The organism is Labrenzia sp. CP4 (assembly GCF_001579905.1).
Lineage (GTDB): Bacteria > Pseudomonadota > Alphaproteobacteria > Rhizobiales > Stappiaceae > Roseibium > Roseibium algicola.
The window spans coordinates 4,699,119-4,723,553 of record NZ_CP011927.1; the positions used below are offsets into that span (position 1 = coordinate 4,699,119).

The following is a 24,435-nucleotide window of genomic DNA, read 5'->3' on the forward strand; positions in this document are numbered from 1 at the left end:
TCAAAAGCGAGTTGTCGAACACCGAATTACCCTTCTTCGCCTGGCAACATTGCCTGAAGCGTTTCCAGCCTGTCGGCCTCGGCTGCCGGCTTGTCCCAACGCAGCCTGGAAATGCGAGGAAAACGCATGGCAACGCCGGACTTGTGCCGGGTGGACCGATTGAGCCCTTCAAAGGCGACCTCCAGCACAAGCCCCTTTTCAGCGCTATGAACGACTTCCCTCACCGGTCCGAACCGGTTGATGGTGTTGTTGCGCACATAGCGGTCGATTTCACGCAATTCCTCATCGGTAAAGCCGAAATACGCCTTGCCGACCGGAACCAGCTCGGCTCCCGCCTCCCCGTCACGCCAGACACCGAAGGTATAGTCGGAGTAAAAGGATGAGCGCTTTCCGTGACCGCGCTGCGCATACATCAGCACGGCATCGATCAGGTAGGGTTCCCGTTTCCACTTGAACCACAATCCCTTCGGCCGGCCGGTGACATAGGGCGCATCCCACCGCTTCAGCATCAAGCCTTCAACGGCATCGGCGTCGGCAGGAGGCAGATGGGCATGGGGATCGGCGCGCGCGGCGGTGATTTCCTCCCATCCGGTTACCTTCACCATGGGCGACAGATCGATGCTTCCCTCCGGCAATCCGGTGATAAAGGTTTCAAGCGCCTTGCGCCGTTCTGCAAACGGCAGCTCCCTCAGATCGGTTCCGCCGACACTGAGCAGGTCGTAGGCACGGATCGCGGCCGGGAATTCACGGATCAGCTTTGGCCCGGCGGTTTTGCGGTTGAGGCGTTTTTGCAGATCTGCAAAAGGACGCACCTGACCGTCCGACACCACCAGCAATTCGCCATCAATGCAGGCATCGAATGTCAGCAAATCCAGAATATCGGGAAAGGCCCTGGATATGTCTTCACCGGTCCGGCTGAACAGGCGGCGTACGCGGTCGCCACGCTCTGTCAGACCGGCTGCCGCCTGAACGCGAATGCCGTCCCATTTCCACTCGACCGCAAAGTCCTCCGCGTCCAGAAGCTCCGTGTCCCTGTCCTCGGCCAGGGGGTGCGCCAGCATCACCGGCCGGAATGGTGCGGGATCGGATGTTTGCGGTTGTCCGCTAAGTCCTTCCGCCCAGGCGAACAGTGCTTCATAGGGTGGCTCCAGCCCGTGCCAGACCTCCTCTACGGAAGCAACGTCCAGTCCACCGAGCTTTGCCACGGCCGTTTTCGCAAGGCGCGCGGATACCCCGACGCGCAAACCGCCCGTCACCAGTTTCAAAAGGGCCCATCTGCCGGTCTCATCCAGCGTGTCCAGCCAGTCGGTCAGCAAACCGGGCACTTCGCTCTTTCCGGCCCCTTCCAGCCGCTTGACCACTTCGGACAGGCTGGGGGCAGCTTCTTTCAGGGCAACCTCTCCGTTTGCTGCCTGCGGCCACATCAGCGCAATGGTCTCGGACAGGTCACCAACAAAATCATAGGAAAGCGCGAACAGCTCCGGGTCCGTCCGCTCGCCGATCAAAGCCCTGAGCAGGGCCGGTTTGGCGTGTTTGAAACTCAGCCCGCCTGTCAGTGCGGCCAGGGCAAAGCCCCGGTCGGGATCCGCTACCTCCTGGAAATAGCGGATCAGGAGCGCTTCCTTGGCGAGGCGCCTGGGTTCCAGCGAAAGCCGGTCGAGCAGATGGGAAAAAGCCAGCATAAGCGTTATACGAACCGCGAAAGCGCCCGGACCGCAAGCCCTTACGTCAGAGACAAAAAATTCAGCTTACCATCTCAAGGCGGTCTGAAAGCTAAGACCGGCTCTAGGCCCAGTTCAATTCAGCAACGGCATAAGATAATTAGTCAATGCCCTACAAGATGACCGGTTACGGGGAACAATAGTGCACTTGCGTCATCGCTCGGTACCTGGCGCACGGCGTAGAAACGCTGCAGTTTTTGCCAGTGCACCACTTTCACACCTAAAAAATGCGGGATGGACGGCGAGGAAAAATGCCTGTATAAGCCGCGGCCATCCATGGGCCGATGACTGGATGGCCCTATCCGGTAGACTGCTGACTGGCATGCAGAAGATCCGGAGCAGTTGAAAGATTTCTATGACCGATTTGACTTCTCTCGCCCCGGCGCTGAAGGCCGCGCTGGCGAAACGTGGCTATGAAAACCTCACCTCCGTGCAGGAAAGCGTTCTCAGCGACGCGCCGCCGGAAGCCGACCTTCTGGTATCTGCGCAGACCGGATCCGGCAAGACCGTTGCCTTTGGCCTCGCACTTGCCCCGACGCTGCTTGACGGCCAGGACAGTCTCGGCCAGGCAGGCGCTCCCATTGCGCTGGCCATTGCCCCGACCCGCGAACTTGCCCTTCAGGTGAAGGAAGAACTGACCTGGCTTTATAATGAAGCCGGTGCCGTAACGGCCTCTTGTGTCGGCGGCATGGACCCGCGCACCGAACGGCGGACGCTGGAACGCGGTGTTCATATTGTCGTCGGCACGCCTGGCCGCCTGCGCGACCATATCGAACGTGGCGCACTGGACCTGTCGGAGATCAAGGCTGTCGTGCTCGACGAAGCCGACGAGATGCTCGATATGGGCTTCCGCGAAGACCTGGAATTCATTCTGGATACCGCGCCGCAGGACCGGCGCACGCTGATGTTCTCAGCAACGGTTCCGAAGCCGATTGCAGAACTCGCCAAGCGCTTCCAGAAAGATGCCGTTCGACTGTCGACCATCAACGCTCGCGAACAGCACGGCGATATCGACTACGTCGCGCATCCGGTTGCTCCGAACGAGCGCGAAAACGCCATCATCAACGTGCTGCGCCAGCATGAAGCGGAAAAGGCAATCGTCTTCTGCTCGACGCGTGAAGCTGTCAGCCGGCTGACATCGCGCCTCGCGAACCGTGGTTTCTCCATCGTGTCCCTTTCCGGCGAGCTCAGCCAGGAACAGCGTTCCAGCGCGCTGGCCGCGATGAAGGATGGCCGCGCCCGTGTGTGTGTGGCAACCGACGTTGCTGCACGCGGCATCGACCTGCCGAACCTCGATCTGGTGATCCACGCCGACCTGCCGACAGGCAAGGCTGCCCTGCTGCACCGTTCCGGCCGTACGGGACGTGCCGGCCGCAAGGGTACCTGTGTGCTGATGGTTCCCTTCCCGCGCCGCCGCCAGGCAGAGCGCGTGCTGCATTTTGCCGGCATCACTGCGACCTGGAAGGGTGCTCCGACCGCCGACGACATTCGTGCCAAGGACAAGGAACGGCTTCTGGCCGATCCCGCACTCAAGGTGGAACTGGAAGAAGAAGAACTGGCGATCGCAAACGAGCTGCTTGCGCTTCACAGCCCGGAACAGCTTGCTGCCGCCTTCGTCAAGCTGCGTCAGTCGCGTCTACCCGCTCCGGAAGAAGTCTCCGATCTCGATGAGACCTCGCTCCGAGGCAGGGATGCCGGCTCGCGCGGCGGTCGCAATGCGGAAATCACCGGCAAGTTCGAAGACGGCATCTGGTTCTCGCTGTCGCTCGGCCACCGCCAGCGCGCAGAACCGCGCTGGATTCTTCCGATGATCTGCCGTGCCGGTCACGTCACCAAGAAGGAAGTCGGCGCGATCAAGATCTTCCAGAACGAGCTCTACTTCGAAATCGCCGGCAGTCATGGCCAGCGCTTCGCCGATGTGGTCAAGCGCGAAGGCACGGGCGAGGAAAATGCCACCATCACACTGCTTGATGCACGTGGTGGCAAGATCCCCGCCCCGCCCAAGGAAGACGGCTTCCGCCGTGACCGGTCCGACCGTTCTGGTCCGCCCAAGCGCCGTCCGCGTGGTGCAGATGCACCGGATTACGAAAGCCTCGGTGCCGAAGACAGCATGAAATCCGGCCGGCCGAAGCGCGAAGGCAGAGGCAAGTTCGACGGGCCCAAAGGCAAATTCGACGGGCCGCGCGGCAAGTTTGACGGACCTCGTGGCAAATCCCGCCGCCGGTCCGGTGACGACGATTTCGTGCCGCACCACCCTGCCTACGAGCCTCTGAACACCAAGGAATTGGCTCGCGACCTCGACGGCGGCGAGCGCGCTCCCAAGCGCAAGGAACGTGCCGCGGATGGCCCGGACGGCGACCGGCGCAAGCCGCGGACCCGGTCGGCTGCCAACTCCGCGCCGCCAAAGAAAAAGGCCGCAAAGAAAAACAAGCCGTCGCGCGCCGAGCGCAAGGCCTCGAAAACAAAGCCCTGACAGAAAGCCCTGACAGAAAGCCGGTGACCAGTGTCACCGGCAAAGACGATGAACCAGACTTGCCTCGCCTGTCGTCATCCCGGTCAAGCGTAGCGCGAGCCGGGACCGGGGAGGCGCAAGCCTTTCTGTTTTCAGGTTTTTCTTAAAGTCATCGGTACCCCGATCCCGGATCCTCGCTTCGCTGCGTCCGGGATGACAAACAGAAGGGCCTGTGAACAACAACAGCCGGTGACCAGCGTCACCGGCTTTTTTCATTTGAACCGGTCTAGGTCTGTCCCGTCTTGCAGGTATCCGGCGCAGGCACGGATGAACCAGCATCGGGCTGGACGATGACAGTGTCCTTGTGCTCGTCATCGGCCAGAAAGCTGTTCTGCAGGAAGCTTCGCGACGAGGGAGAGGCATTCTTGTTGCCTTCTATCACTGTTCCCTCTATCGGCCGGTTCAGCATTTTTGCCCGGAACGGACTGCCGAGATAAAGGTATTCGAAGTCTCCCACAAACAGATTGTCCCGGACCGTGTTGCCGTCGTCCTCGATCCGGATGCCCGTGACAAGGTTCTCGAAGCAGTTGTCCTGGTACGTGTTGTCTTCGGCGAAATCCTCGTAAAGGTGCAGCTCCATCGGAAACGGCCATCTGGGAGAAAGCGCGTTCTTGTCGACGAAACCGGCGATGAGTTCCGGGTTGAAGTGATACCCCAGAAAAGTGTCGGACTGCCCCCATGGGCGGTCACCCATCATCGGGGCCAGTGAAACCGGACTGTCGTAAGGGCTCTTGTCGCCGCAGTCCCACATCACCAGATCGCGCGCCTGGCGCGAGGCAACCCAGATGCCGATGTCCATGTTCCGAAAGACATTGCCGCGGATGACGTTGCCGTCCGATCCTTGCAGGCGCGGTCGGCTTTCCGGGTTGGTGGTGTGGAACTCCCAACAGTTCTTGTAGTGAAAGATGCCGCCGAAAGCGTTGCTGTCGAAGATGTTGTTTTCGATCAGATTGTACGCGGATCCATCCACGGACAGGCCTTCTCGGCGGGTCGGGCCGATGCGCCGGATGCCCTTGTTGGTGAAGAGGCCATTGTTGCGGATCAGATTGCCGGAAACGACGTTCTTCTGCGACCCATGTTCCAGATAGATGCCAACATGGTGACCATCGGCAACGATGGAATTACGGATCGTCGCGCCGACGACGTAGTGATCGACAAAGACGCCTGTCATGTAGGACTTGGTGATGGTCAGATGGTCGAGCACAACCCCTTGGGACGAATTTGCCCGCGCCTCGTCCCGCGCCGCAGCGTCATCCGACGGCGTTTGACCTTCAATCAGGATGCCGCCGGTATCGTCGAGGCGACAATCGCGAATGGTGATGTTTTTCAGGCCTGGCCGAATGGTAATGCCGCGCCGGTGCATGCCCGTGATCGTGCCACCGCGGCAATCCAGCAGGATGTTGTCGGAGGAGATGACGACCGGTTCCGTATAACGGCAATCGCTCTCCAGCAACACCTTGCCAGGAGTCATGTCAGGAAGTGTGCAGGCTCGCAAGGTTTCCGGTGCTGGCGTCAATGCCCCATAGATAGCCCGCGTTTCGCCCGCTGCGGTTCCCGACAGGAGCGAAAGCAGGCAAAGGATCGGCAGGGCAAGGCACCCTGCCCTCCGGCCTGTCGTTCTATTCATTGACGATGCAGGCAATAACCCAATCCGCTCCGTCCTGGATAAGCTGATAATGGCAGGTGAACTCGAACACGACTTCGCCGTCCGCCGTTTCCTGGCTCCAATCGAGGGTCACCAGTGCGACCGAGCCGCTCACATGGCTGGATACGACGTGAAAGTCCGAATGGGACACGCCTTCCTTCTCCAATGCCTGAAGGAGCGCTTCGATGTTCTCGATCAACTCCTCATCGTCGTTGAAGACATGCCCCTTCTCGTGCTGCCAGATGATGGTCGGCAGGGCGAAGCAGTCGCAGATCCTGTCGATGTCATAATCGTTGAAGCCGGCCTGATAGTCGTCAAAGAGCTGTGCAATCGCCTCTTCGGCTTCGCCGTTGGCACCAGCTCCGGCGCCGTTTGTCTGGCCGTTGCCGGCACCTGCAAATTCACCGTCGTCCGCCATGACTGCCTCTCCCCCAAAAGGAAATAAATGCCGCAATTTCGCGTGGGCCGGATCAGCCTTGTGCGGCCCGCGCAACGTCGGCGTCCTCGCCGTCGTCATAGCCTATCATATTGAGCGGGCGGGCGTTTCGTCCATTCAATTCGCACCAGTGGACAAGTGCCTCCTCCGCGCCATGGGTCACCCAGATCTGCTCGGCACCCGTTTCCAGAATGGTGCGGCAAAGGTCGTCCCAGTCGGCATGGTCCGACAGGATCAGAGGCAACTCTGCCCCTCTTTGACGCGCCCGCGCCCGAACACGCATCCACCCCGAGGCCATTGCCGCGACCGGGTCGCCGAACCGGCGGGACCAACGGTCCGAAAGCTGGCCGGGCGGACACATGACGATTTCACCGGCAAGCTCCTTGCCGCGCTGGCCGACAGGTTCGACATCGCCAAGTTCGATCCCCTGGCTTCGGTAATAGGCCGTCAGCTTCTCTAATGCGCCGTGAAGGTAGACCGTCTTTTGGTAACCGGCCGCCCGCAATTCTGCGAGAACGCGCTGCGCCTTGCCGAGCGCATAGGCACCGACCAGATGGGTCTGCTCCGGAAACAGCTCCAGCGACGACAGCAGCTTGGCAATCTCCTCTCGCGCCGGGGGATGACGAAACACCGGCAGGCCGAAGGTCGCCTCGGTAACGAAGGTATCGCAGGGCACCACTTCGAAAGGCGCGCAGGTCGGGTCTGCCTGCCGTTTGTAGTCTCCCGATACGACGGTTCGCCGCCCGGCAGATGACAGCAGAACCTGTGCAGAGCCAAGTACATGACCTGCAGGGTGCAGCGAGATCTCGACATTCCGAAGCCTCAACGTCTCGCCATATCCGATCGCCTGCGCCGATCCGCAGAAGTTCTCGCCATAGCGGATTGCCATGATGTCGAGGGTCTGGCCCGTTGCCAGCACCGCGCCATGACCCGAACGCGCATGATCTGCGTGGCCATGCGTGATGACCGCCTTTTCGACCGGGCGGACGGGGTCGATATGGACACCTGCTTCAGGACAATAGAGGCCTTCGGGTGTCAGCGTCAGTAGATCGGACATCCGTCGCTAGATAGGTCTGATTTGCGGATCTGCCATGGCCATGCGGCGAAAAGGTCGCATGGCCATGGCGTCGTGGTTCACTGGCAAGTGGCTCACTGGCAATAGGAATACTCGATACGGCAGCCGCTTGCGCCGCTGTTCGAACACCAGCCCATGGCAAAGTTCATCGCTGCCTGCTCGCTGTCGCCAGCGCCAATACCGTTGCTGGAAGGCGAAACAGCCAATGCATGGCACCTTGCCTGGGTGGCGTCCGCAATCCGGCATTGATTGTTGCCGCAATATTGCATGGCGAATTGTTCCGCGGCTGCCCTGGTGGGGGCAGCTCCATGACCAAAGGCTCCACCAGGTGCCAGGGCAAACGCCATCCAGCCACCACCGAGTTGCTGAGCCACTTTCGTGGCCGGCTGCGCAGACGCCTGCGCACCACAAGCTTGATCGACACCGGCAATCTTCGAGCCGTTGGAACACATGATTCCGCCCCACTGGAAACCGCGCAATCCGCTGTCGGCCACAACTTCAAACCAGTCGTAGCCGTCCATTCGAACACCACTGTTTTTCAGGATGGTGACCCAGGTCCCCTCCGAAAGGCTGCCGACCTGCGCGAAATTCGTTCCCGGGCCTGCGCGCAACTTGCCCCCCCGAGATTGGCCCTGGAGATTCAATTGCGTTTCATTTTTTCCCACAGCGTTGCTTGCCTGGCTCTGCCCGATCGAATCTGGCACCGCTATTTCGCAGTTATGCGACACATCGCCAAGCCAGAGTTCAGGAACGGCTTTAGCCTGCTCAAAAGAGATTTCCTCGTCATCGTTGAAGTAACCACCCCGCCCGTCCGGCACCAGGATTGTCTTGCCGTTGATATCCTCGAGAATTGCGCGTCCCTCTTCCGGGATCGTTTCAATGAAGACGAACTCATTGCCGAGTTTGCAACGATAATTGAGGCTTTCCGAAGCATTTGCGCTTCCACCTGCACAAAGAACGGTTACTGACAAAAGTCCCATAAATACCAATGTTTTCAAAAGAACCTCCCCTAGGTCATATTCGCGCAGAATTGACCAAAGGTCACCTGAACACAAGCTGAACAATCAAGGAACATTCCCCCTCGCCTTTCACCCATCCCTGGCCTAAAACCAAAGCCATGGACGTGCAGTTGCTACCAAACAGATTCCAAAGCTGGTTTGCCTCGCGGGGATGGGCTCCAAGGCCCCATCAGCTGCAACTGATCGATCATCTGCAACAGGGCCATTCCACGCTGCTGATTGCACCTACGGGCGCCGGGAAGACCCTGGCCGGGTTCCTGCCAAGCCTGGTGGAACTGGAAGCACAGGGCAAAAGAAAACCCGGTTCCGCGGGCAATGGCATCCACACACTTTACATCTCGCCGCTGAAGGCACTTGCGGTCGATATTGCCCGCAACCTGGAGGCTCCGGTTTCGGAAATGGATCTTGCCGTCCGGCTGGAAACCCGCACCGGTGACACGCCCTCTCACAAGCGTCAGCGGCAAAAGCTCAATCCACCGGACATTCTGCTGACCACGCCGGAACAGATTGCCCTGCTTCTGTCGGATCCAGCCTCGGCACGGATGTTTGCCTCGCTTCGAACCGTCATTCTGGACGAGTTGCATGCGCTGGTGACCTCCAAGCGTGGCGACCTCTTGGCACTTGGCCTGGCACGGCTGAGGCGTCTTGCCCCGAACCTCAGGACCATCGGGCTTTCGGCGACTGTCGCCGAACCGGATGACCTGCGCGCCTATCTTGTCGATCAGCCCGACCCGGACGGCCGGGCGCTGTCTCATGTCGTTGAGGTCGCCGGTGGCGCCAAGCCCGACATCTCGATCCTGGAGAGCGAAGAACGCGTTCCCTGGTCCGGCCACTCGTCGCGTTATGCCATTGCCGACATCTACAAGCTGATCAAGGCACACAACGTATCGCTGCTGTTCGTCAACACGCGCAGCCAGGCCGAAATGGTGTTTCAGGAACTCTGGCGCATAAACGACGACACGCTGCCGATCGCGCTGCATCATGGCTCGCTTGATGTCGGCCAGCGGCGGAAAGTCGAAACGGCCATGGCCACCGGTGCCCTGAAGGCGGTGGTTGCCACCTCTTCGCTGGATATGGGCATCGACTGGGGCGATATCGATCTGGTGGTCAACATCGGTGCGCCGAAAGGGGCCAGCCGCCTTGCCCAGCGGATCGGCCGTGCCAACCACCGCATGGACGAACCGTCAAAGGCGATCCTCATCCCCTCCAACCGGTTCGAGGTGCTCGAGTGTCAGGCGGCCCTTGCCGCATCGATGCGCGGTGATCAGGACACGCCGCCGCTGCGCCAGGGCGCGCTGGACGTGCTTGCCCAGCATCTGCTCGGCCTTGCCTGCGCAGACCCTTTGGATGCAGTAGATGTCTTTAATGAAATACGGTCCTCTGAAACCTACAGGCATCTCGACTGGGAGACGTTCGAGCGGGTTCTCGATTTCGTCGCCACCGGCGGCTACGCACTGAAGAGCTACGATCAATATGCCAAGCTGCGGAAAGGCCAGGACGGGCTTTGGCGGATTTCCCACCCGAAGATCGCGCAGCAATACAGGCTGAATGTCGGCACCATCGTCGAAGCACCGATGCTCAAGGTGCGGCTGGTGCGCTCCAAGGCTTCCGGGCGAAGAACACCCGTCGGCCGCGGCGGGCGTGTTCTGGGTGAGATGGAAGAGTATTTTCTGGAGCAGATGGCGCCGGGCGACACGTTTCTTTTCGGCGGCGAGGTGGTGCGTTTCGAGGGCATCCGCGAAAACGAGGCCTATGTCTCGCGCACCACATCGGACAATCCGATGATCCCGTCCTACATGGGCGGAAAGTTTCCGCTCTCCACCTATCTCGCTGAAGGCGTCCGCACGATGCTGGCGACACCCGAGAGCTGGAAGGCGCTGCCCGAACAGGTGCGCGACTGGCTGAACATCCAGAGGGAGAAATCCGTCCTGCCTGCAAGGGACGGCTTGCTGGTGGAGACGTTTCCGCGCGCCAACAAGCACTACATGGTCTGTTATCCGTTCGAGGGACGATTGGTGCACCAGACACTTGGCATGCTGCTGACCAAGCGTCTGGAGCGGCTGGGTGCGAACCCGCTCGGCTTCGTCGCCAACGACTATGCGCTTGCCATATGGGGCCTCGGAGACCTGTCTCTGCTGTTTTCTTCCGGCAGAATTCCTCTCGACCAATTGTTCGAGGAAGACATCCTCGGCGACGATCTCGATGCCTGGCTCGCCGAATCCAGCCTCATGAAACGTACGTTTCGTAATTGTGCTGTCATTGCCGGTCTGATCGAACGCCGCCATCCGGGGCTGGAGAAGTCGGGCCGGCAGGTAACCGTATCCTCGGACCTGATCTATGACGTGCTGCGAGCCCATGAACCAGACCACATATTACTCAAGGCAACCTGGAACGACGCCGCCGAAGGACTTTTGGATATCTCGCGTTTGGGGGAACTTCTTGCCCGGATCCGCGGACGAATCACGCATACTGAACTTCCGCACGTCTCTCCCCTTGCCGTGCCAATTCTCCTGGAAATAGGGAAGGAACCGGTCTACGGGGAGGCCATGGACACGCTGTTGGCAGAGGCAGCCGAAGAACTCGTACTGGAGGCTATGGAATGAGTGCCCTGACATCCCATTTGCGCAAATATGCTGCTGCGCCGGTATGTCATGACATTCAGATCAATGGCCAGCTGGTCGGTCTGCACGACAGCGGGATCTTGTGGTGGCCGGACGAGTCCACCCTGATCGTCGCGGATCTCCATCTTGAAAAAGGGTCCAGCTACGCCCGACGCGGTGTGATGCTTCCGCCCTATGACACCGGAGCAACGCTGGAGAAACTTGCCGGCGTAATCGATGCCTTCGATCCGGCTTGCGTCATTTGCCTTGGCGACAGTTTCCACGATCCCGACGGCTCCGACCGGTTGCCAGCGCCCTACCGCGCGATGCTGACGACCCTTCAGCTCGGCCGTGAATGGATCTGGGTCACGGGAAACCACGATCCGATTGCACCGGTGCGCCTGTGCGGTGTAACGGTTGACGAAATCACCATCGGCCCGCTGACCTTCCGGCACGAACCAATCGAGAAGGTCGGTTCCACGTCGACCGCAGGAGAAATCTGCGGACATCTGCATCCGGCCGCCCGCGTGCGCCGCTTCGGCCGCTCGATCCGGCGGGCCTGCTTCGTTACCGACGGCACCCGTCTTGTCCTGCCCGCCTTTGGCGCGTTGACCGGCGGCCTCAATGTCACCGATGAAGCCTATGGCATGCTCTTCCGGCGACGGCAGTTTTCCGTTTTCATGCTCGGTAATGACCGCCTGTTCCCCTTTACTGCCAGCCGTCTGGTCGGGGACTGACACTTCATCTGCCGCTTGTGCTCATGGCTGCCGTTGGCTAAGCCAGAGCTATGCTGACGAATTCTCCCGAACAAGCTTGCCACTCCGTCCATACCGACAGTGCTTCGCCAGCAATCGCTGCACTGAGTGATGCCGTTCGGAAGTTTGCGAAAACGGAAGGGGTCGCTCCGTCCCCACTCGGCTCCGTCTGGGCTTTGAAACTGTCGGAATGCCTTCCCTATCACCGTGGCCGGAACAAGGGACTTTCGGTCGCCGTTGCCGTATCCGGGCTGAAACGCGTTTGCCTGGGTGACAAGCAGATCGTCAATGACCCCGGCCACGTGATCGCGTTTCATGGTGACGCTTCTTACAGCGCAGTTGTCGAGGGCACACCGGCAAAGCCCTATCTGGCCCTCAAACTGCAATTGTCACCTGAGCTGATTGCTCAAACACTGGTTCGCCTTGCCGAAACCGATGCCCATACGTCTTCCCCGGCCAAAGGCGCGCTTATCTCCTGTGAACCGCTGGACGATGAACTTGCCGGTTCGCTGCTGCGCCTCGTCACCTCTTTTCGGGATCCGGCCGACTGCCATGTGCTGGCACCGCTGTGCCTGCAGGAAATCTGTTACCGGATCCTGCGGTCCGACGCCTTTGGCGTCTTGAGGACCCTGGTTAGTGCAAGGGATGAAAGGCTGGTCAAGGCCTTGCGCTATATCGAGACCCATGCGGCACAACCGGAGCTGACGATTGCCGAAATCGCAGCCGAAGTTGCCATGAGCCCCTCCCATTTCGCACATGGTTTCACTGCTCTGTTCGGTCAGTCCCCGCTTCAATACCGCAAGCAGGTACGTCTCGACCGCGCCCGGCAACACCTACTGACGTCAAACGCCAGCGTGGCTCGTGCAGCCGAGGCTGCCGGCTATGCAAGCACGTCTCACTTCACGCGTGATTTCAAATCGGCTTTCGGTTTGGCTCCGCGCCAATATGCCGAAACTCTGGACCCGCCTCGCCAGAACGGTACTTGAGGAAAGTTCCGCAGGATCGGGCAGCCGTTCAGCAGGAATGGATCTGTCGCCAGCTACCTTGGCTGTTTATCCCATGCCGGCAACATACAGCCGACGCGGAAAGGATCCCCCATGGCCATCAAAGTTGTCGTTCAATTCAAGGCTCTCAAGGACCGGCAAGAGGCGTTTGAAACCATCATGCACTCGGTTTCGGCCGAGCTTCCGGGCGTGTCCGGATGTCAGGGTGTCGAGGTTCTGAAGGACCTGGACGATGCATGCCGCTTCACGCTTGTCGAAAGCTGGGAAAACGAAGCAATCCACAAGGCACATATCGACGGACTCATTGCTGATGGAACCTGGGCCATGATTTCCGGTCATCTCGCCGAAGATCCGGTAAGTGGCTATTTTCAGACGCTCTAGCGATCGGGCAAGGTCGTCACTTCAGGCGGCCTTTTCTCGCCTGCCTTCACCCAAGCAATGATCAGTTCGTAAAACACCGCCAGGATGACGGGCCCGAGGAAGAGACCGATCAAGCCATAGGCAATGGTGCCGCCGAGAACGCCGATCAGGATCACCAGCATCGGCACGTTGAGGCCACGGGACATCAGGATTGGCCGCAAGACATTGTCGATGAGCATCACCGGAACCATCAGCACGGTGAACAGGAGTGCCGGCACCAGTTCCCAGGAGCTCCAGGCCCAGATGATCGTGGGAATAATCACCAGTGCCGGACCAATCTGGATGATGCACAGGATCAGCGCCACGAAGGTCAGGACGCCGGCAAGCGGCACGGAAAACGATATCAGCACGATCCCCGTCAGCAGCCCCTGGACGACAGCAACACCAATGACACCGCGCGAGACGTTGCGGATGGTGGCACCGGCCAGATCGACAAATTCCGATCCGCGCGGCGCGATGATGCGGTCGGCAAACAGCTTGCTGCCCTTTGCCAGAGACGGGGCCGGCACAAACAGGCAGCCTGCGAGTACGATGGAGACGATGAAGAACAGCACGCTGCCACTGAGCGAAGCCAGAACACCGAGGATGCGGCTGCCGGCCGGAACCAGCGTCGGCCCGACCTTGGCCAGGAGTTGTTCCAGCCCCTGACCGGCGAGTTGCCAGATCTCGGAAATCTTGGCACCGACGACCGGCAACCCGGCGAGTTTCTCAGGCAGGGGCGGCAGCTTGAGGACGCCGTTCGCCATGCCGTGGTACCAGCCCTGAAGCGTGTCCACGAGACTGACGATCAACACGGCAACGGGACCGATCACGATTGCAAGACAGCAGAGCGTGATCAGGACTGCTGCAAGAACCTTTCGTCCACCAAGCCTGGCGACGAGCCAGTCAAACACCGGATAGAGTGCGACCGTCAGCACAACCGCCCAGACCAGGAACAGAAAGAACGGCGCGACGAGCTGAAGTGAAAAATAGGCAAAGAGCCCCAGAACGCCTAGGCGGATGGCGATATCGATGACCTTTGCATCCAGTGTCGGGTCAGGTTTCACAACTGTTTCCACCCGTGGTGTGGATGAGGGTTCTTCTGTCATGTCCGCCTGCCCCAACAGCCTGAAAAATCTTTGGACTCGAGAATAGCCGCGGCGGCGGCAAGCGCCAGCGGAAAGTGCGCGAACATGCGGTTTCCGACGATAACATTCGGCGTTCAGTCAGATGGGTAAGCCCGGTAGGACACAATCGGCTCGAGAAGACGAAATCGGGCGGGCCGAGATCGGGTCTGCCTAGTCCTTGCGGAAGATCACACCGGCGAGCCAGCCTGTGAAAATGGCCAGTGACACCGCGAGGAGGCCATAGAAGAACGGATAGGACTGCGCCAATTCAAAGGTGACCTGTTCGAAACCGCTTTTGGCAACAGCCAGCGTCTGCTCCGTCTGGGCCACCACCTCGCCGTGGAGGAAGAGGAAGCTTTTGACCTTGTAGTCGCCCACGGGGATGTTGGCTGGCAGGGGGATATTTGTTCGGAACATTGTGTCGGTCAGAAAGGTGATCGAGGTCTGCTGTTCCGAGTAAAGACCCATCTGCTCCCGCAGCCGGACGAAGGCGCGGCGAAAATCATCCCTGTCTGACAGAGCGACATTGGAAACGCCCGAGACAGCCAGGTTGATGTGGTTGAGGCCGATGCCAAGGTCGTCAAGAACCGTGCGGTTCGCAAGGTTGCCGATATTGATGGTGCTGGCGACCGCGTAGTAGGAAGGGACGTTCTGGAACCGCTCGGCCTCCCGGTTCACCCAAACGCCCAGAAAACGGCCCTTGCGCCGCGTGGTGATGTCCTGCGGTGGCCCCTCCACGACGATGGCCAGTTCATAGCCGCTCGGATCGTTGGGTTGGCGCTCGATGTTGCTGGCCTGCCCGAAGATGACGATTTCCGTGCCCGTGAAATTGGACTGGATCGAGATCAGATCCGAGGACAGGGACGTCACCAGTTCCTGGTTCGGCCGGCTCTGGGCAGCAGCGCCGGTTACCAGGCCAACGACAATCGACAGAAGCAGGATCAGCCGGCTCATGCCCCTGCCCCCTTCCGGATCGCGATGGAATAGAAATCGTCCGGTGTCAGCAGCAGGTCGACCGCAAAGCGCAAGCCGACAGCCAGGACCAGAAGCGCAAGCAGCAGACGCAATTGATCGCCGCGCAGGTTCTGGCCCATGCGAGCCCCGAACTGGGCTCCGATCACACCCCCGACCATCAACGTCATGGCCAGAACGATGTCGACAGTCTTCGTGCCCATGGCATGGAACACGGTCGCGGCTGCCATTGTGAAAAGGATCTGGAACAGGGATGTGCCGATGACGATGCTGGTGGGCACACGCAGCAGGTAAATCAGCGCAGGCACCATCATGAAGCCGCCGCCGATCCCCAGGATCGTGCCGAGAAAGCCGATGATCGCGCCAAGGCCGACAACCGGGATGATGCTCACATAAAGCTTGGAGCGCCGGAAACGGACCTTCAGCGGCAGCCCGTGGATCCAGTTATGCTGACCGGGTTTGCGGGCTTTGGGCGCAACGCCGGACTTGCGCCGACGGATGGCACGGATGGATTCGAACAGCATCAGGCCGCCAATGGCGCCCAGGAACGTCACATAGGACAGCGAAATCACGACATCCAGCTGACCGATGGACTGCAGAACCTCAAACAATATGACGCCGATAAACGACCCTATGACACCGCCGCAGAGCAGGATTGTGCCAAGTTTCAGGTCGATGGCCTTTCGTCGCCAATAGGTGACGACAGCCGATGACGAAGAGGCAACCACCTGCGTGGTGACGGTGGCAACGGAAACAGCGGGCGGGATACCGGAGAAGATCAAAAGCGGTGTCAGCAGGAAGCCACCGCCGATACCGAACAGCCCCGACAGAAAACCCACGGCGCCGCCCATGCCGAATATCACGAAGATATTCACCGGAATCTCGGCTATGGGCAGGTATAATTGCACGGGATCAACCGGAAAACTGCAGAAATGACTGCGTAAAGATTACGATGAAATGGTTAAAGACCTGTAGAGTCCAGCATGTCAACCGGCCAGCAGGTCTGTTTGGTTCGGTTCGCCGATTTTAGACAAGTGCCAGGCGGAATTCGACCATTGCGTTGCGCAAATATCCCGCGTTCCGGTCTGTTTTTGAAACCACGCCCATAGTGCTTCACGTTCGAATATCTGACTGCATTCAGGCTCTGCCTTTTCCATCGGCAAATTGCCTGTAGCGCCGTTACCGAAGAAAATTCCATTTCGTGTCACCGTGAAAAAACAATGTGGGCCGCAATGTGAAAACACCCAGCCGGGCATCTGGCCTGGCTGGGTGCTTGTTTCATCAGGTCGCCGCTTGTCGCGCCCACCCCGGATACACCAAGGGATGGTCTAGATCGCCTGGCTCTTCAACTCGTCCAGCAGACGGTTGTCGACTTCTCCGGTTTCCGGCATTCCGATGCTCCGCTGGAAGGCGCGGATCGCGCTGCGGGTGCGCGGACCCATCTGGCCGTCCGGGGTACCGGTGTCAAAACCAAGGTAGTTGAGCTTGTCCTGGGCTTCCTTGACCATGGCCGTGTTGTCGGGTGCCTGGATCGACACCTTTTCCGCCGGCAATGTAGCGCTGTCCACCCAACCCGGCTCCATCGTCACCTTGTTGGCTGCCGCGTTCGGCGTCTTCAGCTTGAAGTTTTCAACCGCGAGCCGAGCATTGGCGAGGGTTTCCTGATCCATCATGTTGGCGACATCGTCGCGGCGCTTGGCTGCTTCCGGATCGCCCTGATCGGCCGCAATCGCGAACCATTTGTAGCTGGCTACCAGGTCCTTATCGACGCCGATGCCTCCGGCATAGAGGATGCCCAGGTTGAACAGGCTGTCTTTGACGCCGAAATTGGCGGCTTCTTCGAACCACTTGGCAGCAGCTGCATAGTCAGGCTGTTCACCGCCTCCCTCGGCATAAAGAACCGCGAGGTTGTGCATGGCCTTCGCATTACCGGCTTCGGCCGCCTTGGAATACCAGGCCTTTGCCTTCGGCAGGTCCTTGTCGACACCACGGCCTTTTTCGTAGAGGCTTGCGAGCCTGTACTGGGCAGGCGCGAGACCCTTGTCGGCCGCTTTCTGATACCAGACTGCTGCCTTGGACAGATCCGCCGACACACCGCTGCCTTCGGTGAATTTCACACCCACCAGGAATTCTGCAGCCGCATTGCCACTGGCAGCAGCGCTACGCAGCGCCATCGGGCCAACGCCTTCCGGTGGCAGGTTTGCAAGGAGGCTTGCCGGAGCGCCGGCTTCGCTTGCCGGTTGGAACCCGGACACAGTGCTTTCACCTGCTTCGCCGAAGCTGCTTGCAACGCCTGCGGGCGGCGCGAACGCCAGTTCGGTTTCAGGGGCAAGCGGACCGGACGCGGAAGCAGCCTCAACATTGTTGCTTTCGGTGACCGGTGTCGTTTGCGGCGGCGCGGACTGCGCTGATGCAACAGCCGGGGCCTGTTCTGACATCGTGTCGGCCGTCTCGTCCGGCATCGTGCTGGCAGCCCCGGATTCTGCGCCTTCGGCCGCAGATCCGACGCCGCGGCTTTCTGCCAGAGCGACCTCGCTAGTAACCTCAACGTCCGGCTGCACGTCGGCTTGTACCGGAGCAGCGTCTGCCATTTCCGGCGCAGGAACCGCTTCAACGGTTTCCGGCGTGTTCGCGGCAAGCTGATCGGCCTCTTCCGGGCCACCGGTTGCCAGGCGGAACACCTGCAGTGTTCCGATCAATAGGACAACGGCGGCAGCTGTATAGAGAATGGCCCGACGACGGCCGCTGGAGGCTTGCGGAGCTTCCGGTGCCGGTCGATCACCCGGCAGAACGGCAGAATCCTGGGTTTCAAACGCCTGATCGGCAACGTCCTCGGCATTCAGCTCCAGATCGCCAACCGGCTCGGCCTTGTCTTCCTTCGCAGCGGACTTGTCGCGCTTGAGAACGTTGCGCAGCCAGCCGACACGGGCCTTGCCGCGTTCCTCGTCGGCAGCTTCAGGTTCTTCCGTTACCTTCTGCCGCTTTTCCAGCTGGGCAGCTTCCGCCGAAGCTGCCTGTGCTGCACGGCGGGCAGCTGCGATGAAGTCTGCCTTGCGATCACGGGTCCGGTCATCGGCGCGCGGTGCCTGCGGTGCATCAGCGGGCTGCTGCTCGCCTTCCGTCTTCCTGGCCTGTGGGGCCTTGGAGAACAACGGGGCCGGTTCATCAACCTTGATCGGGGAGAAGCTGGAGGCCGGCGTTTCACCGAAGTGGTCGGCACGTTCCAGGTTGTCCAGGCGCTCAGTCAGAGAGCCCAGCACGGACTTGACCCCGTCAAAGGTGTTCCGCGTCCGTTCGTCAGTACCTTCAGCAGCGTCAAGCAACCGCTTCAGATCGGACTGAAGCTCCGTGATGGCCTGATCGTACTGGCCGTTTCTCGGTGCCGGTGCGCTTTCGATCGCTTCCCTTGCCGCTTCGCGGGCGATGCCCACGACGTCTGAGCGGGTTTTTTCCAGGCCCTTCTCGATCCGCTCCAGGAACGGTGAGAACTGCTCCATGCTGAACGCCTGAGTGGACGTGCTTTCGATCTGTTCCGCGAGCGCGGCAACCTTGGCTCCAAGCTGTTCGAAGCGGCTGTCGTCGGTAACTTCGGCACCTTTCGAAACGATCTGTGCCAGATCGGCAATCCGCTGCTCTAGCGCTTCTGTCGATGCCGGTGCCGACACGCTGGCACGCATGGATCCGATCTCGGCGCGCAGCTTGTCGAGGTCCGATGTCGTGACCGTGTCTTTCGGCTGATCCAGACGAGCAGTCAGATCGTTCAACCGCTCCTGAAGCTGGGCCATGAACTTGGTGTCCGGCGCATTGCCGCCGGACCGCATCGCGGCTGCATCCAGAACCGGCACCGGGCGCGCAGACTTCTTTTCGATCGCGTCGATCTTGCCGGAGATCGTTTCCAGACGCTGCTCCAGCGCTGCAAAAGCGCCCGTGTCTGTCGACGGAAGCGGACCTGCCTGCTCCATCCTCTCGAGACGGTCAACGATTTCGTCTAGGCGCCGGTCAACCTGACCCAGATGCTGAGTGTCCACCGGAGCTGCACGGTCATCGGCCATCATGCCGACGATGTCTTCCAGGCGGCCCTGCAGCCTGGAGATCGTTTCCGGCTCGGGCATGCGCTGTTCCATGGCGGACAGACGGCTGTCCAGGCCGCGCTGTTCCCGGGCCAGGACTTCCAGATCGTCGAGGCGGCCGGACACGAACTTCATCCGGTCATCAATACCCTCGACAAGACCCTTGATATCGATCTGTTCGACAAAGCCGCGCACTTCACGCAGTTCCGCGCGAAGCGGTTCGATATCGGCATGGCCCTTGCGCTGCAGGAGCTCTTCCATGCGTTCAGCAATGCTGACGACCCGGTCTTCCAGCACCATCATGTGCTCGGACCGCGGCAGCGCGGCAAAGGCGTCCTCGATTTCATTCAGGCGCGCGGTCACACCGCGCAGGACGCGGGGATCCACAGACGCACGGGACAATTCATCAAGACGCTGCAGGATATGGGCATACCCGTGCTCGAGGGTCTGGAGAGCCCCTTCCACGTTCGTGCGGCCGACCATGTCCTTCAGGTCGGCGACTTCCTTGCGGATCTCGCGGGCAAGCTGGTCGTTCTTCTTGTCGGCACGCAGACGCTCGACCATGTCGGACAGGCGACGCAGTTCCGCATTCTGCCGGCTCACGGTTTCGTTGGTGCCGCGCGACAGGCCGCCAAGTGCCTCGCGCAGCGAACCAAGCTCATCGCGAACCTGATTGAAGGCCTGTTCCTGCGGCGCTCTCAATGCGTCGATGCGGCGGCCAAGGTCCTTGTAGATATGCATGGACGCTTCGCTTCTGGAGCGTACGTCCCGGTCGCGCTGGCGAGAGGGCTGCGGCGCATATTGCGCTTCGTAGGCATCGTCCTCGTCATAATAGGGTTCGTCAGCCGGCAGATTGTCGATGGCATAGCTCCCCGGGCGAGGACGTGGCTTCGGCGCCGGCCGAAGCGGCTCATCCCGGTAGTCCGCGCGATGCTCCTGACGATAGTCTTCCCGCGGGTCCGGTCTCGCAAGCCCCTGCACCTGTTCGTCCAATCGGTCGAGCGCACCCATGACTTCATCAATGCCCGGCTCACGGCGAGACACCCTGCGGCGCGGCGCAGACTGGTGAGGCTCCGGCCGACGCACTTCGGGCCGGCGTGGTTCCGCCTGGTCGGCCAGAAGCCGGTCCAGCTCGTCGGCCACGGCGTCGAGATCCTCGTCACGTTCCTCGGAGGGATAACGGTCATTTTTGCCAAGCGCCGTTGCAGTGCGCGTCAACCGTTCTATGCGGTTTCGCGCTGGCTCGCGGCGTGGTGCATCGTAAAAGTCGTCGCCTTCATACGCATCACGGCCGCGGCGTCCTGCCTCGTTTTTCTTCCAAGCCGGCATCTCTTGACCCTGGGCTGACGGTCATTCAGACCGCTGATGAAACAGGCTGCGCCATGATTCCGTCGAGGACGGGACAGGCACAGCGTTTTGAAAGACTTTGTCGTTTTAGGGTAAACAGGCCGTTAATTGGCCTTGCTAAATGCGAAAACAGACCGTTTTCGAATGAAAATCCGATGTTCACGCGATCAGGGTGACGCGAATCGGCAAACGCTGCGTTAACGAATTTTTCCCCTGCGACCTTCCGTGACTGGACCTTAACGCAAACGTAAGCTAAACAGTGCGCAAGAAACCGGCTGAGCCACTGTGCACACAACCGCATCGCCTGAGAACGCACTGGAGATCATGTCTTCGGAGCGGGTTTCGAAAACTGCAAAACATCAACGATGAGCCGGACAACGGCTGAAAAACGAGAACAAACTGCTATGAGCGAAGCGCTTTCGATCCTCAATGAAGACGATCTTGTGGACGTTGTGTCCGCAAACGACGACAGCACAAAGAAAACCCAGTTCACAATCGGCGACCTGGCGAAAGAATTCGACTGCACCCTGCGCACGCTGCGCTTTTACGAAGACAAGGGGTTGCTCAACCCCAAGCGCGACGGCCTGAACCGCGTCTATAACCGCCGCGACCGTGCCCGCCTGAAACTGGTACTGATGGGCAAACGCGTTGGCTTCTCCCTGTCCGAGATCCGCGACATGCTCGACCTTTACGACCTGCGCGACGGTCAGGTGACGCAGCTCCGCGTCGCCCTGTCCAAGTTCAACGAGCAGATCGCCGTTCTGGAAGATCAGCGCAAGGACATCGAACAGGCCATCGAGGAACTGTCGCGCACTGTCGAGATCGTTTCCGGCATGCTGAAGCACAAGGAAGCGGAAGAGGCATAAGTCCCTTTCCTTTCGACCTCAGAGTTTTGAAACCGCTGGCGGCAACGCCGGCGGTTTTTGTTTGTGCGTCCGCCAACTTGCAATTTTTGCGAGAATTGACGCCCTTTTTCCAAAACTGTGAAATTTCCCAAAAACGACACCTCGCAACACGATTTCGCGCACGGGACCTTCGGAAATCATTCCCATCAGCATGTTTTAGGCGTATTTTTTTGACAACCCTTCCGTTGGGACACCACTTGCCGGGCAATAACAACACGCGTATATAGGCCTCAAGGTGACGTTTACGGAAACGTAAGGTCGAGACATAAACGGCAGATCTGGGAGGATTTCCATGCCGAGCTATACCGCTCCCGTCGATGACACGCTTTTCCTGTTGAAGGACGTGTTCGGCTATGACCGATATTCCAACCTGCCAGGTTTTTCCGATGCACCTCTCGACCTTGTGGAAGCGATCTTGCGCGAAGGTGGCAAGTTCGCGGAAGAAGTTCTCCAGCCGTTGAACCAGACCGGCGACAGCGAAGGCTGCACGCGCAACGACGACGGCACGGTCACGACACCAAAAGGCTTTCTGAAAGCCTACAAGGCGTTTTGCGAAAACGGCTGGGGTACCTTGTCGGCGGACGCGAATTACGGCGGACAGGGCCTGCCGCATACTCTGACCACCGTCTTCAATGAATTTGCCTCTTCGGCAAACATGGCCTTTTCCATGTACCCGGGCCTGACTGCAGGGGCCGTTGCGGCCCTAACGATCCACGGCACGGATGATCAGAAGCAGACATACCTTCCCAACATGATCGCCGGAACCTGGACCGGCACCATGAACCTGACCGAACCGCACTGCGGAACGGATCTCGGCCTCATCCGCACCAAGGCGGTGCCGCAAGCCGACGGCTCCTACAAGATTACCGGTACCAAGATCTTTATCTCAGCCGGTCAGCACGACATGGCGGAAAACATCATCCACCTGGTGCTGGCCCGCATCGAGGGCGCCCCGGAAGGCACCAAGGGCATTTCGCTGTTTGTCGTGCCCCGCAACGCGATCGGCGACGATGGCTCGGTGGGAGACAACAATGGCGTTTCCTGCGGCTCGATCGAGCACAAGATGGGCATTCACGGCAACGCCACCTGCGTGATGAACTACGACGATGCCACCGGCTGGCTGATCGGCGAAGAGAACAAGGGCCTGCGCGCCATGTTCACCATGATGAACGAGGCCCGCCTCGGCGTTGCGGTTCAGGGGCTCTCCCAGTCGGAGGTCGCCTATCAGAATGCCGTCATCTACGCCAAGGATCGCATCCAGGGGCGCGCCCTCACCGGACCGAAAAACCCGGACAAGCCCGCCGACCCGATCATCGTGCATCCGGACGTACGCCGTACCCTGATGCAAATCCGCTCGTTCAACGAGGCCGCCCGTGCTCTCGTCATCTGGACCGCGCTTCATGGCGATGTCTCGCACAGGTCCGACGACGAGAAGTCCAAGCAGTTCTCCGACGACATGATGGGGCTGATGACACCCGTGCTCAAGGGCGTTCTGACCGACACCGGATTTGCCAATGCGGTCAATGCCCAGCAGCTTTATGGTGGCCATGGCTACATCAGCGAGTGGGGCATGGAGCAGTTCGTTCGCGATGCCCGTATTGCCATGATCTACGAAGGCGCCAACGGCATCCAGGCACTGGACCTCGTCGGCCGCAAGCTGCCCGCGAACGGCGGTCGGGCTGTCATGAGCTTCTTCAACGAGGTCAATACCTTCCTGAAGGAGAACAAGGACAACGAGGCCCTTGCCGCCTTCACCGGGCCATTGAAGAAGGGCATGGACGATCTTCAGGCCGCGACCATGTGGTTCATGAACAACGCCTTGAAGAACCCGGACAACGCCGGTGCCGGCTCCGTCGACTACATGCATCTCTTCGGGCTTGTTGCCCTTGGCTACATGTGGGCGAAGATCGCAAAGGCCATTCAGGAAAAGGTCGCGGAAGGCGCAGGCGAAAAGGCTGAATGGCTGGAAACCAAGCTGACCTTCGGGCGTTTCTTCATGGAACGCACCTTGCCGGAAACGGGCGCGCATCTTGCCCGAATCTCGTCCGGGTCCGAAACCATGATGTCGGTTGCCGCGGACGCTTTTTAAAGCGTCCGGGGGCCAGCTCGCTGATGGCGGAAATTTGAGCCCGCAAATCGAAACCGGCGGCTATAGTCGCGTTCCAATTTGATTTGCGAGGGGAATTTCAAGTTATGGCTGAATACGTTCTTCACTGCATGGCCCAGTCGGGACACTCCTACAAGGTGGCCCTGATGCTGGAGCTGTGCGGCGCCGACTGGAAGCCGGAGTGGGTCGACTTCTTCAACGGGGTCACCCGAACCGAAGAATTCCGGGACACGCTGAACGAGATGGGTGAAGTGCCGGTGCTTGTGCATGGTGACGACATCCTGACCCAGTCCGCCGTCATCATGGACGACCTGTCCGAGAAGTTCGGCGCCTTTGGCTGGGAAAACGATGAAGAGCGGCGGGAAATCCTGCGCTGGACGATTTTCGACAACCAGAAGGTTTCCGGCTTGCTCGGTCCGTTGCGCTTCCTGCGCACGCTGATGAAGACCGGCGAGACGGACGTGGTCAAATGGCTCGACGGGCGGTCGAAATCCGCCCTTGCCATCCTGGACAAGCATTTCGCGAAGAATGACTTCGCCATCGGCAAGAAGCCGACAAGCGCGGATTTCTCGCTGTGCAGCTACCTCTTTTACGAAGGTGAGCTCGGGATCGATCTCGAGGCTTATCCGAATGTCACCAAGTGGCTGGGGCGGATCAAGGCTCTGCCCGGCTGGAAACATCCTTACGACCTCATGCCCGGCCATCCCTTGCCGGATAAGACCTGAGGCCAATCCGATCTAG

The 24,435-nt window shown here is 59.9% G+C and carries 17 protein-coding genes; 8 read left to right on the plus strand and 9 right to left on the minus strand.

From position 1 onward, the window contains the following. Positions 1–26 precede the first annotated feature (26 nt). Positions 27–1,682 carry a cisplatin damage response ATP-dependent DNA ligase gene (locus tag ACP90_RS21550; protein ID WP_062489958.1) on the minus strand — a complete coding sequence of 552 codons (1,656 nt, stop codon included), beginning with the start codon at positions 1,680–1,682 and terminating at the stop codon, positions 27–29. A gap of 394 nt (positions 1,683–2,076) precedes the next feature. Here ACP90_RS21550 and ACP90_RS21555 point away from each other — a divergent pair, with 394 nt between their 5' ends. Further along, positions 2,077–4,194 (plus strand): DEAD/DEAH box helicase, encoded by a 2,118-nt coding sequence (locus tag ACP90_RS21555; protein WP_062489960.1) that lies wholly within the window; start codon positions 2,077–2,079, stop codon positions 4,192–4,194. Between the two features lie 265 nt (positions 4,195–4,459). On the opposite strand, the gene ACP90_RS21560 is transcribed toward ACP90_RS21555, so the two are convergent. The 4 genes from ACP90_RS21560 to ACP90_RS21575 form a co-directional block, all read right to left on the minus strand. Then, the gene (locus tag ACP90_RS21560) at positions 4,460–5,860 is read right to left on the minus strand and encodes a right-handed parallel beta-helix repeat-containing protein (protein ID WP_082809822.1); all 1,401 of its coding nucleotides are present in this window, start codon (positions 5,858–5,860) and stop codon (positions 4,460–4,462) included. Beyond that, positions 5,853–6,296 carry a DUF4440 domain-containing protein gene (locus ACP90_RS21565; protein ID WP_082809823.1) on the minus strand — a complete coding sequence of 148 codons (444 nt, stop codon included), beginning with the start codon at positions 6,294–6,296 and terminating at the stop codon, positions 5,853–5,855. The genes ACP90_RS21560 and ACP90_RS21565 overlap by 8 nt, the downstream gene beginning before the upstream one ends. 52 nt (positions 6,297–6,348) lie before the next feature. After that, positions 6,349–7,371: a ligase-associated DNA damage response exonuclease gene (locus ACP90_RS21570; RefSeq protein ID WP_055658150.1), complete on the minus strand. Its 1,023-nt coding sequence runs from the start codon at positions 7,369–7,371 to the stop codon at positions 6,349–6,351. 92 nt (positions 7,372–7,463) lie between these two features. Continuing rightward, positions 7,464–8,387 carry a DUF4189 domain-containing protein gene (locus ACP90_RS21575; protein ID WP_145915822.1) on the minus strand — a complete coding sequence of 308 codons (924 nt, stop codon included), beginning with the start codon at positions 8,385–8,387 and terminating at the stop codon, positions 7,464–7,466. A 119-nt stretch (positions 8,388–8,506) separates the two neighbouring features. On the opposite strand from ACP90_RS21575, the gene ACP90_RS21580 reads away from it, so the two are divergent. From ACP90_RS21580 to ACP90_RS21595, 4 genes are all read left to right on the plus strand, one after another. After that, positions 8,507–11,011: a ligase-associated DNA damage response DEXH box helicase gene (locus ACP90_RS21580; protein WP_062489964.1), complete on the plus strand. Its 2,505-nt coding sequence runs from the start codon at positions 8,507–8,509 to the stop codon at positions 11,009–11,011. Beyond that, positions 11,008–11,745: a ligase-associated DNA damage response endonuclease PdeM gene (pdeM, locus tag ACP90_RS21585; protein ID WP_023001770.1), complete on the plus strand. Its 738-nt coding sequence runs from the start codon at positions 11,008–11,010 to the stop codon at positions 11,743–11,745. The genes ACP90_RS21580 and pdeM overlap by 4 nt, the downstream gene beginning before the upstream one ends. A gap of 50 nt (positions 11,746–11,795) precedes the next feature. Beyond that, a complete protein-coding gene (locus tag ACP90_RS21590) occupies positions 11,796–12,749 on the plus strand; it encodes an AraC family transcriptional regulator (protein ID WP_062489966.1) in 954 nt (317 codons plus the stop codon). A 111-nt stretch (positions 12,750–12,860) separates the two neighbouring features. Next, positions 12,861–13,148 carry an antibiotic biosynthesis monooxygenase family protein gene (locus ACP90_RS21595; protein WP_062489967.1) on the plus strand — a complete coding sequence of 96 codons (288 nt, stop codon included), beginning with the start codon at positions 12,861–12,863 and terminating at the stop codon, positions 13,146–13,148. On the opposite strand, the gene ACP90_RS21600 is transcribed toward ACP90_RS21595, so the two are convergent. The 4 genes from ACP90_RS21600 to ACP90_RS21615 form a co-directional block, all read right to left on the minus strand. Next, positions 13,145–14,275: an AI-2E family transporter gene (locus ACP90_RS21600; RefSeq protein ID WP_062489968.1), complete on the minus strand. Its 1,131-nt coding sequence runs from the start codon at positions 14,273–14,275 to the stop codon at positions 13,145–13,147. The two genes, ACP90_RS21595 and ACP90_RS21600, sit on opposite strands and share 4 nt — an antisense overlap. Before the next feature lie 189 nt (positions 14,276–14,464). Beyond that, entirely contained in the window at positions 14,465–15,247 is a 783-nt protein-coding gene (locus ACP90_RS21605; RefSeq protein WP_023001774.1) for a TIGR02186 family protein, read from the minus strand. Continuing rightward, positions 15,244–16,173, minus strand: coding sequence for a sulfite exporter TauE/SafE family protein (locus tag ACP90_RS21610; protein WP_031269647.1), 930 nt, complete (start codon positions 16,171–16,173; stop codon positions 15,244–15,246). Before ACP90_RS21610 ends, ACP90_RS21605 begins: the two co-directional genes overlap by 4 nt. A gap of 420 nt (positions 16,174–16,593) precedes the next feature. Further along, complete coding sequence (locus ACP90_RS21615) at positions 16,594–20,664, minus strand: peptidoglycan-binding protein (protein ID WP_062489969.1); 4,071 nt, start codon at positions 20,662–20,664, stop codon at positions 16,594–16,596. A gap of 422 nt (positions 20,665–21,086) precedes the next feature. Here ACP90_RS21615 and ACP90_RS21620 point away from each other — a divergent pair, with 422 nt between their 5' ends. From ACP90_RS21620 to ACP90_RS21630, 3 genes are all read left to right on the plus strand, one after another. Then, positions 21,087–21,548: a MerR family DNA-binding transcriptional regulator gene (locus ACP90_RS21620; RefSeq protein WP_023001777.1), complete on the plus strand. Its 462-nt coding sequence runs from the start codon at positions 21,087–21,089 to the stop codon at positions 21,546–21,548. Positions 21,549–21,879: 331 nt separating this feature from the next. After that, positions 21,880–23,676: an acyl-CoA dehydrogenase C-terminal domain-containing protein gene (locus ACP90_RS21625; RefSeq protein ID WP_062489971.1), complete on the plus strand. Its 1,797-nt coding sequence runs from the start codon at positions 21,880–21,882 to the stop codon at positions 23,674–23,676. Between the two features lie 104 nt (positions 23,677–23,780). Continuing rightward, positions 23,781–24,419: a glutathione S-transferase gene (locus ACP90_RS21630; protein WP_062489973.1), complete on the plus strand. Its 639-nt coding sequence runs from the start codon at positions 23,781–23,783 to the stop codon at positions 24,417–24,419. The last annotated feature ends 16 nt before the right edge of the window (positions 24,420–24,435 follow it).